The 14053-nt window shown below is 65.2% G+C and carries 14 protein-coding genes; 9 read left to right on the plus strand and 5 right to left on the minus strand.

The window, feature by feature from the left end:
* Positions 1-41 precede the first annotated feature (41 nt).
* Entirely contained in the window at positions 42-452 is a 411-nt protein-coding gene (gene rnk / locus AAHK21_RS14375) for a nucleoside diphosphate kinase regulator (protein WP_046853679.1), read from the plus strand.
* 5 nt (positions 453-457) lie between these two features.
* Here the strand turns inward: rnk and AAHK21_RS14380 are convergent, their stop codons facing one another.
* The 3 genes from AAHK21_RS14380 to AAHK21_RS14390 all read right to left on the minus strand — a co-directional run bounded on the left by AAHK21_RS14380 (position 458) and on the right by AAHK21_RS14390 (position 4080).
* Complete coding sequence (locus tag AAHK21_RS14380; RefSeq protein ID WP_367857579.1) at positions 458-3322, minus strand: class I adenylate cyclase; 2865 nt, start codon at positions 3320-3322, stop codon at positions 458-460.
* A gap of 151 nt (positions 3323-3473) precedes the next feature.
* A complete protein-coding gene (locus AAHK21_RS14385; protein ID WP_367857580.1) occupies positions 3474-3725 on the minus strand; it encodes a TIGR02647 family protein in 252 nt (83 codons plus the stop codon).
* Positions 3726-3777: 52 nt separating this feature from the next.
* Positions 3778-4080, minus strand: coding sequence for a hypothetical protein (locus AAHK21_RS14390; RefSeq protein ID WP_046853681.1), 303 nt, complete (start codon positions 4078-4080; stop codon positions 3778-3780).
* 146 nt (positions 4081-4226) lie between these two features.
* On the opposite strand from AAHK21_RS14390, the gene AAHK21_RS14395 reads away from it, so the two are divergent.
* Positions 4227-4886: a glutathione S-transferase gene (locus tag AAHK21_RS14395; RefSeq protein WP_367857581.1), complete on the plus strand. Its 660-nt coding sequence runs from the start codon at positions 4227-4229 to the stop codon at positions 4884-4886.
* A gap of 149 nt (positions 4887-5035) precedes the next feature.
* Here AAHK21_RS14395 and argH read toward each other — a convergent pair whose 3' ends face one another.
* Positions 5036-6430, minus strand: a complete 1395-nt coding sequence (argH, locus tag AAHK21_RS14400) for an argininosuccinate lyase (RefSeq protein ID WP_102683522.1) — start codon at positions 6428-6430, stop codon at positions 5036-5038.
* Between the two features lie 297 nt (positions 6431-6727).
* Here argH and AAHK21_RS14405 point away from each other — a divergent pair, with 297 nt between their 5' ends.
* From AAHK21_RS14405 to AAHK21_RS14435, 7 genes are all read left to right on the plus strand, one after another.
* Positions 6728-7477: a LytR/AlgR family response regulator transcription factor gene (locus AAHK21_RS14405; protein ID WP_367857582.1), complete on the plus strand. Its 750-nt coding sequence runs from the start codon at positions 6728-6730 to the stop codon at positions 7475-7477.
* Between the two features lie 184 nt (positions 7478-7661).
* Positions 7662-8603, plus strand: coding sequence for a hydroxymethylbilane synthase (hemC, locus tag AAHK21_RS14410; RefSeq protein WP_046853685.1), 942 nt, complete (start codon positions 7662-7664; stop codon positions 8601-8603).
* A complete protein-coding gene (locus AAHK21_RS14415) occupies positions 8600-9370 on the plus strand; it encodes a uroporphyrinogen-III synthase (protein ID WP_367857583.1) in 771 nt (256 codons plus the stop codon). Before hemC ends, AAHK21_RS14415 begins: the two co-directional genes overlap by 4 nt.
* 46 nt (positions 9371-9416) lie before the next feature.
* On the plus strand, positions 9417-10517 hold the full coding sequence (locus AAHK21_RS14420) for a uroporphyrinogen-III C-methyltransferase (protein WP_367857584.1): 1101 nt from the start codon (positions 9417-9419) through the stop codon (positions 10515-10517).
* The gene (locus tag AAHK21_RS14425) at positions 10514-11752 is read left to right on the plus strand and encodes a heme biosynthesis HemY N-terminal domain-containing protein (RefSeq protein WP_367857585.1); all 1239 of its coding nucleotides are present in this window, start codon (positions 10514-10516) and stop codon (positions 11750-11752) included. The genes AAHK21_RS14420 and AAHK21_RS14425 overlap by 4 nt, the downstream gene beginning before the upstream one ends.
* Positions 11753-12045: 293 nt before the next feature.
* Positions 12046-12543: a disulfide bond formation protein B gene (locus AAHK21_RS14430; RefSeq protein WP_046853689.1), complete on the plus strand. Its 498-nt coding sequence runs from the start codon at positions 12046-12048 to the stop codon at positions 12541-12543.
* A 230-nt stretch (positions 12544-12773) separates the two neighbouring features.
* On the plus strand, positions 12774-13244 hold the full coding sequence (locus tag AAHK21_RS14435; protein ID WP_046853690.1) for an Rsd/AlgQ family anti-sigma factor: 471 nt from the start codon (positions 12774-12776) through the stop codon (positions 13242-13244).
* 1 nt (position 13245) lies between these two features.
* Here the strand turns inward: AAHK21_RS14435 and AAHK21_RS14440 are convergent, their stop codons facing one another.
* Positions 13246-13911 carry an FKBP-type peptidyl-prolyl cis-trans isomerase gene (locus AAHK21_RS14440; RefSeq protein ID WP_367857586.1) on the minus strand — a complete coding sequence of 222 codons (666 nt, stop codon included), beginning with the start codon at positions 13909-13911 and terminating at the stop codon, positions 13246-13248.
* Between the last annotated feature and the right edge of the window lie 142 nt (positions 13912-14053).

A 14053-nucleotide genomic window follows, 5' to 3' on the forward strand; every position in this document is an offset into this window, starting at 1 on the left:
GCCTTTAGTAAATTGCCTGTTCAAAGGAGTCTGACTGGATCATGAGCACCAAGCCTTCCCTCATCCTCACCCGACTGGACGTGCAGCGTCTCGAGCGCCTGCTCGACAGCCTCGATGAAAGCACCCCGGGTGTGCTCGCCCTGCAGGACGAGCTGGACCGCGCCGAGAACGTGGTGGGTCACGAGGAAGTCCCGGCCGGCGTGGTGACCATGAACTCCCGCGTGCACTGCCGCGAGATCGCCAGTGGCAAGGATTACCACCTGACCCTGGTGTATCCGAAGGACGCGGGTCCTGAAGGCAACGTCTCGATCCTCGCGCCGATCGGCTGCGCACTGCTCGGCCTGTCGGTGGGTGACCAGATCGACTGGCCGGCGCCGGGCGGCAAGACGCTCAAGCTCGAGCTGCTGGCAGTCGAGTACCAGCCGGAAGCGGCAGGGGACTTCGATCTCTGAGTTGATCAGGGTTCCAGCCGCGCCTGCAGCTGTTGCAGCCCATCGTTGAGTGCCTGTTCGAGCTCGCGCTTGTAGCGCAGGCAGAGGCTGGTGGACCCCTGCTCGTCCTCCAGCAGTTCGGACAGGTCGAGGTCGGTGATGTAGCAGCGGTAATTGCCGCTGCCGCGACGCTGGCGCAGGATCTGTCGCGCGACCACGGCATACAGCTGGTCGCCATGCTCCAGTTCGGAAAACTCTTGCTGGTCGCAGTAAAGGGTGACGTGCACCTCATCGCCCGTGCCGGCTTGGAGGATCGCCTGGACTTCGAAACAGGCCTGGTTCTGGCTGTCTGCGGGTGCCGGCCTGGGTTCCAGGCTGCGCGCCTTGCCTGGGCCGGATGGCAGCAACTGGTAGTAGAGGATGTCCAGTGATGCTTGTTGCAGGCTGTCCAAGGGCAGCAGGGCGTCGCGGCGCATCACCATCGCTTGCAGGAAGCGCTGTAACGGCAGCAGCAGGTGCGGCTCGTCCTGTTGCGGCAGCCGCTGCTGCCAGAGCGCATTGTGCTCGTCGAGCACGTACAGGTCGGCCCAGCCTTCGAGCAGACGGTAGAACACCTGGATGCAGCCGGGTTGGCCCTGGGCCAGGACCAGTGGCAGGTCGTGGTCCTGCAGGGCGTGGGTGTCCAGGTGCAATGGGCTGTAGCTGCTGCGCTCCTCGCCGAGCGCCGCCAGCACGGTGTCGTGGTCGGCGAGGCTGGCCAGGGTGACCTGCCCGGGCTGCAAGTCGAGGATGTGGGTGTGCTGGGCCACCTGTAGCAAATAACGGTGATTCAGGCCTTGATCGAGCAGCAGTTGCACGGTGTCGAAGATTTCCTCGACCCGCTGGCTGATGGCTTGGGCGCGGTTGTGGCAATAGCAGCGCACCCGCACCCGCGGGCGATGGCTGCGCTGGCCCAGGCTGTTGAGGAAGTCGCGCAGGCAGCGCACCAGCGCATGCTCGCCGTCGTAGCGCTGGACCAGTACCTCGTTCCAGCTGTTGAGGGTGATCTGGTCGAGGGTCAGTACCAGGTTCTCGCGCACCCCGGCGTAGCTCAGCGAGTCGGTGCGCTCGGTGGTCATCAGGATGTTCAGGTCGCGGTGATGACGCAGCGGGTCGACGCCGACATTCACCAGCAGCAGGATCTCGTCGGCCACGCTCGGCTGCAGCAGGCGCACCTCGCTGACTGTCTCCAGAGGCAGGGGAATACTCTGCTGCAGGCTGCCGATCAGGTTGAACAGCTCGAACTCGCTCAGGTCGCTGGCGCCCGGGTGCAAGGCCAGGCGCGTGCTGCTGTCGATCACGCCATTGCGGTGGGCCCAGGTGAGCAGTTCGAGCAGTTCGCGGCAGCGCTTGATCGGGCTGAAGTGCTCCCACTCGTGTACGCCCAGGTTGCCGTTGTACAGCCCCCAGTGGTGTGTGCCCGGTTCCTTGCGGTTGGGTGATTGCACCAAGGTGAGGGTGTCCTCGGCCAGGTCCGGGGCGATGCCCGGGTTGATCACCTCGATCTTGCCGGCACGGCGCTCGAAGGCGGCGTAGAGGCGGCGGCCAAGCACATTGAGGTCACGCTGGTCGGCCCGGCTGTTGGCGTTCTGCTGGCGGGCAAACTGGGTCAGGAAGCGATAGCTGTGGTTCAGCTCGGCCACCAGTTCGCGGCGCTCGACGGCCACCTGGCGTACTTTCCACTGGCTGCGGCTATCGAGCAGCGCCAGTTGGCGCTCGTCCCAGCCCCATTCCTCGGTCAGGCGCCCCAGCAACTGGCGCTGCCAGCCCCCGCTGCGGCTGCGACCCAGGTCGCCGAGTTTCTTGTTCACCTTCAGATACAGGCTGCGCCGCACCAGTTCCAGGCGTGCCGGCTCGTCACGCAGGAGCAGGTAGCGCTCGATGCGGCGGTAGACCATCACATAGGGGTCGAGCTCATCCAGGTCCAGCTGGTTGGCGAACACGGCCTGCTTGTAGTCCAGGCTCAGGCAGCGCACCTGCGGGTGTTCGCTGGCGTAGGCCTCGGTGAGCAGCAGCTTGAGCAGCGACTTGTAGGGTGAGTCGATGCCCTTGAACAGCTGCCACAGCCCGGCGCCGACGAACTCGCCCGACGGGATATGCGCCAGGTGGCCGAGGTCGAGGTCGTCCTGGGCACGGATGAAGCGCTTGGACAGCAGGGTCTGGGTGTAGTCGCGGTAGTTGTGCTCCTGGTAGACCGGCACCAGCCACCACAGTGGCGTGCGCCCGGCCAGCCAGATGGCGGTGCGGTAGAACTCGTCGAGCAGCAGGTAATGCTGGGTGGTGCCGCAGTCGTCGGAGCTTAGCTGGCTGTCGCGCTCGCCCTGGACGAAGCCCCGGGGTTCGATCAGGAAGAAATGGGCTTCGGCGCCCTGGCTGGCCGCCCAGGTTTCGAGCAACTGGCACTTGCGTCGCAGGTCGGCCACGGCCTGTTCGTCCAGGTCCGGTGCATGGCACACCCACAGGTCCATGTCGCTCTGTTCGGCCTGGGCCAGCGTGCCGAGGCTGCCCATCAGGAACAGGCCGTGGATCGGCTGCGGCGGCTTGCCGTGGCGTGGCTTGTAGGTGAACGAGCGGGTCAGACGCTGGGCTTCGGCGAGCAGCTCGTCGTCGGGCTCGAAACCGGAGACACCGGCAGGGGTGGTGCCGGAAACATAGCCTGGTAGCAGCGGATGATTGACGTGGAAGAACAGCGGCAGCAGCGTGAGAACCTGCTGCTGGCGTGTGGATAACCCTTCCATCGCCCGTGCCAGACGGCCCTGGTTGATCTTCAGGAAGCGCGCGCGCAGCTTGGCCAGCTCCTTGCGGTCGATGCCTTGTTCCAGGTCGGGGCGGATTTCGTGGGGGTGGTTCATTGCGCGCTCAGGCAGGCCGGGGGAAGCACTGGCGAGTTTAGCCTGAGTGGCGCGGTCGGATAAGAGGCTGATGGGTTTTTGGCGCCAGATTGCTACCTCGAGCGTGGGTCATCGCGGAGCACATTGCAGCGGCGTGCCCCGCGAAGCAAATTCAGGCCGATTGCGCCGATTTCGATAGGAGGATGGTCAGCAGTTGCTGCACGTTTTCGGCAGCATCATTGCCGAGGCTGGTGAGATAACCGCCATCGGGCTGGTCGGTGAGTTCTTTCTCATACAGGCGCTTGGCGGCGGCGATCAGCGCGGGGGACGCGTTGCTGCCAACCTTGATGCCTTCCTGATGGTTGCCCAGGTTGAACAGGGCGAGCACTTCCAGTTCGGCGATCAGTTCGGGGGTGAAGGACATAGGGCAACTCCTGACTTCGAGACAAGGATGGAAGTCAGGAGTGTAGTCACGCTTATTCGATGTCGCCTTGATCCGCCTCAGGTGGCAGCTCCGGCAGGGCGCGCAGGGCGGTTTCGTACCACTCGGTATCGAACGGGCGATCTTCGTCGAGCATGGCGTCGATCTCGATGGCCAGCACGTGGGCCATGAGGTTGAGGATGTCCTCACGCTCGTAGCCGACCAGGGTCAGCTTGTTGAAGGTGGCCTTGGCGGCTGGCGGCTCGCCGCTTTCGATCTGGTTCTCGATCGCCTGGGTCAGGGTGGCCTCGGCGAAGTCTTCTTCATCATTGCTGTCGATGTCTTGGGGTTCGCTCATGGCGGTGCTCCTGTGGTGAGGCGCACAGTGTGCCACGCCTGCGCTGGCAATGCCCGGCCATCAGCGCCGGGCATGGCACTGGCCAAGGGTGGGCAAGGGAGCTATAACAGCCGGGCCAACCCCATACGGCCTTGGAGGCTGTCTCAATGCTCAAGCTTCATGGATTCGCGGTCAGCAACTACTACAACATGGTCAAGCTGGCCTTGCTGGAGAAAGGCGTGCCCTTCGAAGAGGTGCCGTTCTTCGGCGGCCAGTTGCCTCAAGCTCTGGCCATCAGCCCCCGTGGCAAGGTGCCGGTGCTGCAGACCGAGCAGGGTTTCATCAGCGAGACCGGGGTCATCCTCGACTACATCGAGCAGACCCAGCCGGGCAAGGCGCTGCTGCCGGCCGATGCCTTCGGGCAGGCCAAGGTGCGCGAGTTGCTGCGGGAGGTCGAGCTGTATATCGAGTTGCCGGCGCGTACCTGCTACGCCGAGGCGTTCTTCGGCGCGGCGGTCGAGCCACTGATCAAGGAGCGGGCGCGGGCCGACCTGCTGGCGGGTTTTGCCACCCTCAAGCGCAATGGCAAGTTCGCGCCTTATGTGGCCGGTGAGCAGCTGACCATCGCCGACCTGATGTTCTGTTTCTCGGTCGACCTGGCCTGCGCGGTGGGCAAGAAGGTGCTGAACATCGACTTCCTGGCGGATTTCCCGGAAGCGAAGGCGCTGTTGCAGTTACTGGGCAAGAACCCGCACATGGTGCGGATCGTGGAGGACAAGGATGCGGCGATGCCGGCGTTCCTCGACATGATCAAGAACAAGCGCTGACTGGAATAAGGGCTGCTGCGTTTCGTCGCCACGACAAGCCAGCTCCCACAAGAACAGCGTAAGACTTGAGGTGTGCGCAGTCGCTGTGGGAGCCGGCTTGTCGTGGCGACGAACCGCGGCGAAAGGGCCGCAAAGCGGCCCCAGATTGCTTAGCGCGAAGCCAGCAGTGCCTGGCCGCGAGCCACTGCCGCGCGCACCTGCGCCGGCGCGGTGCCGCCGATATGGTTGCGGGCGTTGACCGAACCTTCCAGGGTCAGCACGGCAAACACGTCCTGCTCGATCTGGTCGCTGAACTGGCGCAGCTCTTCCAGGCTCATCTCGGCCAGGTCCTTGCCAGTGTCGACGCCATGTTTCACCGCGTGGCCGACGATTTCGTGGCAGTCACGGAACGGCAGGCCGCGGCGCACCAGGTAGTCGGCCAGGTCGGTGGCGGTGGAGAAGCCGCGCAGGGCCGCCTCGCGCATGATTGCGTGCTTGGGCTTGATCGCCGGGATCATGTCGGCGAAGGCGCGCAGCGAGTCGCGCAGGGTGTCGGCGGCGTCGAACAGCGGCTCTTTATCTTCCTGGTTGTCCTTGTTGTAGGCCAGCGGCTGGCCTTTCATCAGGGTCAGCAGGCCGGTCAGGGCGCCGAACACGCGGCCGCTCTTGCCACGCACCAGCTCCGGTACGTCGGGGTTCTTCTTCTGCGGCATGATCGAGCTGCCGGTGCAGAAGCGATCAGGCAAGTCGATGAACTGGAATTGCGCGCTGGTCCACAGCACCAGCTCTTCGGAGAAGCGCGACAGGTGCATCATGGCGATGCTGGCGGCGGCGCAGAATTCGATGGCGAAGTCGCGGTCCGAGACGCCGTCCAGCGAGTTACCGGCCACGGCCTCGAAGCCCAGCAGCTTGCAGGTCAGCTCGCGGTCGATCGGGTAGGTGGTGCCGGCCAGCGCGGCGCTGCCCAGGGGCATGCGGTTGGCGCGCTTGCGGCAGTCGACCAGGCGCTCGTAGTCGCGGCTGAGCATTTCGAACCAGGCCAGCAGGTGGTGGCCGAAGGTCACCGGCTGTGCGGTCTGCAGGTGGGTGAAGCCGGGCATGATGGTCTCGGCTTCACGCTCGGCCTGTTCCAGCAGGCCCTTTTGCAGGCGGGTGATCTCGGCCAGGATCAGGTCGATCTCGTCACGCAGCCACAGGCGGATGTCGGTGGCCACCTGGTCGTTGCGGCTACGACCGGTGTGCAGCTTCTTGCCGGTGATGCCGATGCGGTCGGTCAGACGCGCCTCGATGTTCATGTGCACGTCTTCCAGGTCGACGCGCCAGTCGAAGGTACCGGCCTCGATCTCACCCTGGATGGTCTTCAGGCCATCGATGATGGTGTCGCGCTCGGCGTCGCTGAGTACGCCGACCTGCGCCAGCATGGTGGCGTGGGCGATCGAACCCATGATGTCGTGGCGGTACAGGCGCTTGTCGAAATCGACCGAGGCGGTGAAGCGGGCGACGAAGGCGTCGACGGGCTCACTGAAGCGGCCGCCCCAGGACTGATTGGTCTTGTCGGTGCTCATGGATTCACTCGTTGAAGGCGTGAACGGAAAAGTGGCGCCGATCATAGCAGGGTTGCGCCCGCCGCCGCAGGGCGCTGGTCGCGAGAATCGTCCGGTAACAAGGGGGTGCGGCATATTCAACGATTGAACGGCAGTGTTCCACGGAGCGTCTACAGTTGGACAAAGGACTGGCGGTGAATCTGCCAGGCCAGTGAATCTTTGGCCTTCGCACCGGTCTGTAGCGTGACCGCGTTTCGGTCGCCCCACACTTGTCTACGCTATACCCGTGCGAGACTCACTCAGGAATCCAGCGCAATTATGAATGTCCTGATCGTTGATGATGAACCCCAGGCCCGCGAGCGCCTGAGCCGGCTGCTTGGCGAGCTGGAGGGTTACACCGTGATGGAGCCCAGCGCCACCAACGGCGAGGAGGCCCTGACCCTGATCGAAAGCCTCAAGCCCGACGTGGTGGTGCTGGACATCGGCATGCCGGGCCTCGATGGCCTGCAGGTCGCCGCCCGGCTGTGCGAGCGTGAATCGCCGCCGGCGGTGGTGTTCTGCACCGGCGACGACGAATACGGCAGCGAAGCGTTCAGGGACAGTACCCTGAGCCATGTCGAGAAACCCATCCAGCCCCCGGCGCTGCGCGATGCCCTACGGCGCGCCGAAAAGCCCAATCGCGCCCAGCTGGCGGCGCTGACCCGCCCCGCAGGCGACACCGGCGGTAGCCCGCGTAGCCATATCAGTGCCCGTACGCGCAAGGGCATCGAGTTGATCCCCATTCCCCAGGTCATCTATTTCATCGCCGACCACAAGTACGTCACCTTGCGCCACGAGGCAGGCGAAGTGCTGCTCGATGAACCGCTCAAGGCCCTGGAAGACGAGTTCGGCGAGCGTTTCGTGCGTATTCACCGCAACGCGCTGGTTGCCCGTGAGCGCATCGAACGGCTGCAGCGCACGCCGCTGGGGCATTTCCAGCTCTACCTGAAGGGGCTCGAGGGCGATGCCCTGACCGTCAGCCGGCGGCATGTGGCCGGAGTGCGCAAGATGATGCAGTCCTTGCACTGAATACACGTTGGCAGTACGGGAACGGGCTTGACCCGCGATGAGGTGTAGCGCCTGCCATCGCAATCGCGGGTCAAGTCGGGTCGCCGCATCGCCGCTCCCGCGTGGCGCTTTGCTGATCTGAATCTGCGGGCACACCCGGAGGAGCTGTTATCATCGGCGGCATTTCTCTGGTTCGGGGCGTTTCATGTCCACTCGCGAAATCCGCATTGCCACCCGTAAAAGTGCCTTGGCCCTGTGGCAGGCCGAATACGTCAAAGCCCGCCTGGAACAGGCGCACCCAGGCCTCGTCGTGACCCTGGTGCCCATGGTCAGCCGTGGCGACAAGCTGCTCGACGCGCCGCTGGCGAAGATCGGCGGCAAGGGCCTGTTCGTCAAGGAGCTGGAAACCGCCCTGCTCGACAACGAAGCCGACATTGCCGTGCATTCGATGAAGGACGTGCCCATGGACTTCCCCGAAGGCCTGGGCCTGTACTGCATCTGTGAACGTGAAGACCCGCGCGATGCCTTTGTTTCCAACACCTTCGCAAGCCTCGAAGCCCTGCCGGCCGGCAGTGTCGTCGGCACTTCGAGCCTGCGTCGCCAGGCGCAATTGCTGGCGCGTCGGCCCGATCTTCAGATCCGCTTCCTGCGCGGCAACGTCAATACCCGCCTGGCCAAGCTCGATGCCGGCGAATACGACGCCATCATCCTCGCCGCCGCCGGCCTGATCCGCCTCGGCTTCGAGGACCGCATTACCGCCTCCATCAGTGTCGATGACAGCCTGCCGGCTGGTGGCCAGGGCGCGGTGGGGATCGAATGCCGTAGCGCTGATACCGAGATTCATGCCTTGCTGGCGCCGCTGCACCATGCCGACACCGCTGACCGGGTGGTGGCCGAGCGTGCCCTGAACAAGCGCCTCAATGGTGGCTGCCAGGTGCCGATCGCCTGCTACGCGGTGCTTGAAGGCGAACAGCTGTGGCTGCGTGGCCTGGTCGGTCAGCCCTCCGGTGGCACCTTGCTGGTGGCCGAAGCCCGCGCTGCGCGCGTGGATGCCGAGGCCCTGGGCGTACAGGTCGCCGAAGACCTGCTGGGGCAGGGCGCCGAGGCGATCCTCAAGGAAGTCTACGGCGAGGCCGGCCACCCGTGAGCCCCTGGCGCCTGCTGCTGACTCGCCCTGAAGAGGACTGTGCGGCACTGGCGCAGACGCTGGCCGACGCGGGTATCGCCAGCGTCAGCCTGCCGTTGCTGGTGATCGAGGCGCTCGCGCCGGACCCGTTGCAGACGCAGCACCTGCGGACGATCGCCGAGGCTCAGGCCATCATCGTGGTCAGCAAGCCGGCGGCCCGCCTGCTGCTGGAGCAGCTCGCCCAGGCGGGAGTGAAGCCGCCTTGCGCAGGTTGGTTCACGGTAGGTGAGGCGACGGCGCGAATTCTTCAGGACCATGGGCTGCAAGTGGCCTTTCCAGTGGCCGGTGACGACAGCGAGGCCTTGCTCGAGCTGCCCGCCTTGCGCGAGGCTATTGCCGCGTCAGCGAGGCCTCGCGTCCTGATCGTGCGCGGCGTCGGAGGTCGTGAACTGTTGGCAGAGCGTCTTGCCGAGCAAGGTGCTAGTGTCGATTATCTGGAATTGTATCGCCGCTGCCTGCCCGACTACCCTACCGGAACCCTCGCCCGACGCATCGATGGGGAACGCCTCAATGGCCTGGTGGTCAGCAGTGGGCAGGGTCTGGAACACTTGCATCGTCTCGCGGGTGCGGACTGGCCGCGGTTTTCCCGATTGCCGCTGTTCGTGCCCAGCCCGCGGGTAGCCGAACAGGCCCGGGCACTCGGGGCGCTGGATATTGTGGATTGCCGTGGCGCCAGCGCCGCGGCCTTGCTGGCAGCCGTGCAGCGAACCGCTGCGCCTGCCCCTTAAGGCGCTAAGCTAGAGAGCGATGCGCCACCATGCAAAGGATGGATACGTGAGCGAAACTGTCTTGTCCAACACCGAACAGCCCTCGGCGCCCGAAGCGCCGGAACCCACCTCCGCCAAGCCCGCCCGACGCTCCGGCAACGGCTTGGCGCTGCTGGCCCTGCTGCTGGGCGCCGCAGGCGTCGCGGTCGGCGGCTGGGGCGTCTGGCAGGTTCGCCAGCTGCAAGGCAGCGAGCAAGGCCAGGGCGAACACCTGCAAGCCCTCAACCAGCGCGCCGACGCGCTGCAGCAGCGCGAGCAGCAGCTCAGCGCGCAGCTGGCCAGCCTGCCGGCAGCCAATGAACTGGAAGACCGCCGTCGCCTTGTGGCGCAACTGCAGGGCGACCAGCAGCGCCTGAGCCAGCGCCTGGAGACCGTACTGGGCGAAAGCCGCAAGGAATGGCGCCTGGCCGAGGCCGAGCACTTGCTGCGCCTGGCCACCCTGCGCCTGTCGGCGTTGCAGGACATCACCAGTGCCAAGGCGTTGGTCGAGGGCGCCGATGAAATTCTTCGTGAGCAGAGCGACCCGGGCGCCTTCGCCGCCCGCGAGCAGTTGGCACGCAGCCTGGCGACGCTTTCCAGCACCCAGCAGCCGGACCGTACCGGCCTGTTCCTCAAGCTCGCCGCGCAGCGCGAGCTGGTCCAGCAGCTCAGCGCCCAGTCGCCCGAGTTCGACAGCCAGGCCGACGCCATGGGCGCGCTGACCGCCGATGGCGACGGCGCCAGCCGTTGGTCTCAGTGGTGGGCGGAAATCTCCAAGTACTTCCAGATCGAGTTCAATGCCGACGATAACGTCCGCCCGCTGCTGTCCGGCCAGTCGCTCAACCAGCTGCGCCTGGCGCTGAGCCTGACCATCGAACAGGCGCAGTGGGCGGCGCTCAATGGCGAAGCCAAGGTCTACACCCAGGCCCTGGACGATGCGCGCAGCGTGTTGCTGGCCAACTTCAACCCGGACAATCCGCAGAGCAAGGCGATGCTCGACAACCTCAACCAGCTGGCCGACCAGCCGGTGTCGGTGGTCACGCCTGACCTGAGCGAGAGCCTGGCTGCAGTGCAGGCCTATATCCAGCGTCGCCACCTGCCGGCCAACGCCGAAGGGGCCAAGCCATGAAGCGCGTCTACCTGCTGGCAGTGCTGGCGATCGTCATTGCCGCGGCGCTGGGCATCGCGATCGCCAAGCACAGCGGTTACGTGCTGATCGCCTACGGCGGCTTCCGCTACCAGTCGGGGCTGTGGGCGGCACTGGGCGCGCTGGTCGGGATCGTCCTGCTGTTGCTGCTGGTGCGTTACCTGATCGGGCTGGTGCTGACGTCCTCCGGGGTGGTCAACCCTTGGTCGCGGCGCAACCGCAGCCGGCGCAAGCGCATCGCCGTCGAGCAGGGGCAGCTGGACCTGGCCGAGGGGCGCTGGGCGAGTGCCCAGCGCCACCTGCAGCGCGCCGCCGAATCCGATCGCCAGCCACTGCTTTACTACCTCGGCGCCGCCCGTGCCGCCAACGAACTGGGCCGGGTCGAGGAGCGTGACCAGTTGCTCGAGCGCGCCCTGGAGCGCCAGCCCCAGGCAGAGCTTGCTGTGGCCCTGACCCATGCCCAGTTGCAGATGGACCGCGGCGAAGGCGACGGGGCGCTGGAGGCCCTGCAGGCCATGCAGGAGCGTCATCCGCATAATGCGCAGGTGCTGCGCCTGCTGCACCGTCTGCACCTCGAGCGCGGCGACTGGCCGGCGCTTATCCGCCTGCTGCCTGACCTGCGCAAGCACAAGGTGCTGCCAGCGGCCGAACTGGCCGATCTGGAGCAGCGTGCCTGGGGCCAGAACCTGGGCCTGGCGGCGACCCGTGACGAGGACCCGCAGGCGGCGCGCCAGGCGCTCGAGCGCGCCTGGCAGCAGTTGACCAACGCCCAGCGCCAGGAGCCTCAGCTGGTGTCGGCTTATGCCGAGCAGCTGCGCCAGGTCGGCGCCCAGGGCGAGGCCGAGCAGGTGTTGCGCGGCGCGCTCAAGCGCGGCTACGAAAGCCATCTGGCCCGTTTGTACGGGCTGGTGCGCGGTGAAGATCCTGCGCGCCAGTTGCAGACGGCCGAGGGCTGGCTGAAGGAGCACCCGCAGGACCCTAGCCTGTTGCTTACCCTGGGCCGCCTGAGCCTGCAGAATCGCCTGTGGGGCAAGGCCCGTGACTACCTGGAGAGCAGCCTGCGCATGGAGCGCAATCCAGAGGCTTGCGCGGAGCTGGCGCGGCTGCTGGCCGGGCTTGGCGAGACCGAGCGCAGCAACCAGCTGTTCCAGGAAGGCTTGGGGCTTTTGGATGAACGTCTGCTGGCGTTGCCGCTGCCGGAGGGAGTTCGGGCCTGAAGGGGCCTGGATTCGCCCCACGCAGAGCTCATTGCCCTCGTGGGCCGGTGCTTGGCACCGGCTTTTGCGAGTGATCGCGGGCAAGCCCGCTCCAGCAGGGGCGGGGCGTTGCCCTGGGATGTGCAGGTCAAGGCGCTGAATTTTCCTTCGCTCGTGTCGGAATGTTCCCACTTCCCGTGAAAATGATTCCCTATCCATTCAGCGACTTGTCTGTGCTGTAGCGACTTGATACAAAGCGCCCCTTTCCTCTACCGTTTCAAACCACATCTCTTCTTTTCGGATCACCTTCGCCCATGTCGCTGGCCTGCCTGCGCAGCTTTTTCTTTCCCGCCTTCCTGGCCGCCGTCGCTGTGCTGGTGGCGTCGTTTCGCCTCGAGAACGTGGTCGGCCTCGACCCTTGCGCGCTGTGCTTCAGCCAGCGGCTGATGCTGGGGCTCTATGCACTGGCTTGCCTGGCCGCGGTCATCCACGCCGGTCAGCAGCGCTTGCATGCCTGGTTGGCCTTGGGGTTCTCGGTCGCCGGCGCATTGCTGGCCGGTCGGCATGTCTGGTTGCAGGCCGAGCCGTTGCCTGTCAGCGGTTGCCATCTGCCGCTGGCGCACCTGATGGAGCGCCCATGGGGCGAGATCCTGCGAACCTTCCTGCTGGGCAGCCCGGACTGCGTGTCGATCAACTGGAGCTTTCTCGACCTGACCCTGCCCGAATGGAGCCTGCTGGCGTTTCTGTTGCTGGCCGCGCAACCGCTGTCGTGGCTGGTGGTGTATCGATTGCGCCACGGCGCGGTGGCTTGATCCAGCGCAACGAGCCGGGCATTGCGCGACCAGTGGTGGCCGGCAGAGGGATTAAACGCTTGTATGAACTTAGTCTGCTGCGTACCTTGATGGGCAGGTCGCGCGGGAATAATCTCCCAGCACGCATACCGAAAATACAACTGCTCGATGCCGTTTGCTGATGTCACCTTTGTGCCACGGTGTTGTGTCGCGAGGTGCAGCGGCATCTACCCAGAAGGGAAGAGATCGCCATGCTCGATAGTTGCCAGAACGCCCAGGAACGCTGGGGCGGTGTTCACAAGCTGATCGATCGTTGGCTGGAGGAGCGCCAGGAGCTGGTGCAAGCCTTCCGCGCCCTGCGCGATGCCAAGCCGGCGTTTGCCGACAAAGAGAAGAATCGCGATTTCTGCGCGGTGCTGGTGGACTATGTCTCGGCCTGGCATTTCGAAGTCAGCGAGCAATTGGTCAGTGAAGCCAAGGCATTTGGTGATACCGGTGCGTTGGAACTGGCAAAGCAGATCAACCCACGCATCGATGACAGCACCCAGATCGCCCTGGCTTTCAATGACCATTGCGAGAAAGGCGAGTGCAGGGATACCGAGCGTTTTGCCGAGAAGCTGGCCAAGCTCGGCGGCCTGCTGCACGAGCGCTTCGAGCTGGAAGATTGCCTGATCGAGGTGTTGCACAACGCCCACAAGCAAGAAGACGCGGTGCAGGCCTGATTCAGTCGGCCACGTCCAGCAGTTCGATCTCGAACACCAGTGGGGTATAGGGTGCGATCAGGTCACCCGCACCGTCGGCGCCGTAGGCTTGCGCCGACGGGATCACCAGGCGCCATTTGGCCCCCGCTTTCATTCGTGGCAGCGCCACCTGCCAGCCCTCGATCACCGAGTCCAGCTTGAACCACTGCGGTTGCAGGTTCTGGTCGAACACCGTGCCATCCGGCAGCTTGCCCACATACCGTACTTGCACGCGTCCATTGGTCTTGGGCTGCGCACCGCTGCCGCTGGCCAGTTCGCTGTAGAGAACGCCCTCGGGCAACTCACGTACTCCGGCCTTGGCCCGCTCACCCGCGATAAAGCGTTTTTCGGCCTCCACCAGCTTGTCCACCTGGGCCTGCTCGGCGGCGGCGTTGGCTTGTGTTTCGTGCTGTTCGAGGATGGCCTGCATGCGTGACTTGGCAATCCGTGGCGGCTCGCCCTGGTAGGCCTGGCGCAGCCCTTCGACCAGGGCGTCGAGCTGCAGGCCGGGTACTTCCTGACGCAGCCGTTCACCGAGGCTGGCGCCCAGGCTATAGGCCAGGTCGCTGTCGTTGGCGGGGTCGGTCTCGGCATTGGCCAGGGAGAGCGGCGTCACCAGGCACAGGCCGAGAATCAGATAACGAGGCATGGAGGTCTCCTGCGGCAATGAGCGCGAAGTATGCCAGCGTTGTTGGCCCCAGATGTGTAAATATCGGCACTGCACTAATGGGCAACTACACTTGTTTCCAGCTGCAAGACAACAACTTTGCCCAGGCATGCAACGCGGCGCT

This window comes from Pseudomonas sp. TE50-2 (genome assembly GCF_040813665.1).
GTDB classification, from domain to species: Bacteria; Pseudomonadota; Gammaproteobacteria; order Pseudomonadales; family Pseudomonadaceae; genus Aquipseudomonas; species Aquipseudomonas soli.

What these genes read in the sequence shown, in the direction of transcription:
- rnk (WP_046853679.1), top strand. Translation starts at nt 42, where the DNA reads ATGAGCACCAAGCCTTCCCTCATCCTCACCCGACTGGACGTGCAGCGT.
- AAHK21_RS14380 (WP_367857579.1), bottom strand. Translation starts at nt 3,322, where the DNA reads ATGAACCACCCCCACGAAATCCGCCCCGACCTGGAACAAGGCATCGAC.
- AAHK21_RS14385 (WP_367857580.1), bottom strand. Translation starts at nt 3,725, where the DNA reads ATGTCCTTCACCCCCGAACTGATCGCCGAACTGGAAGTGCTCGCCCTG.
- AAHK21_RS14390 (WP_046853681.1), bottom strand. Translation starts at nt 4,080, where the DNA reads ATGAGCGAACCCCAAGACATCGACAGCAATGATGAAGAAGACTTCGCC.
- AAHK21_RS14395 (WP_367857581.1), top strand. Translation starts at nt 4,227, where the DNA reads ATGCTCAAGCTTCATGGATTCGCGGTCAGCAACTACTACAACATGGTC.
- argH (WP_102683522.1), bottom strand. Translation starts at nt 6,430, where the DNA reads ATGAGCACCGACAAGACCAATCAGTCCTGGGGCGGCCGCTTCAGTGAG.
- AAHK21_RS14405 (WP_367857582.1), top strand. Translation starts at nt 6,728, where the DNA reads ATGAATGTCCTGATCGTTGATGATGAACCCCAGGCCCGCGAGCGCCTG.
- hemC (WP_046853685.1), top strand. Translation starts at nt 7,662, where the DNA reads ATGTCCACTCGCGAAATCCGCATTGCCACCCGTAAAAGTGCCTTGGCC.
- AAHK21_RS14425 (WP_367857585.1), top strand. Translation starts at nt 10,514, where the DNA reads ATGAAGCGCGTCTACCTGCTGGCAGTGCTGGCGATCGTCATTGCCGCG.
- AAHK21_RS14430 (WP_046853689.1), top strand. Translation starts at nt 12,046, where the DNA reads ATGTCGCTGGCCTGCCTGCGCAGCTTTTTCTTTCCCGCCTTCCTGGCC.
- AAHK21_RS14435 (WP_046853690.1), top strand. Translation starts at nt 12,774, where the DNA reads ATGCTCGATAGTTGCCAGAACGCCCAGGAACGCTGGGGCGGTGTTCAC.
- AAHK21_RS14440 (WP_367857586.1), bottom strand. Translation starts at nt 13,911, where the DNA reads ATGCCTCGTTATCTGATTCTCGGCCTGTGCCTGGTGACGCCGCTCTCC.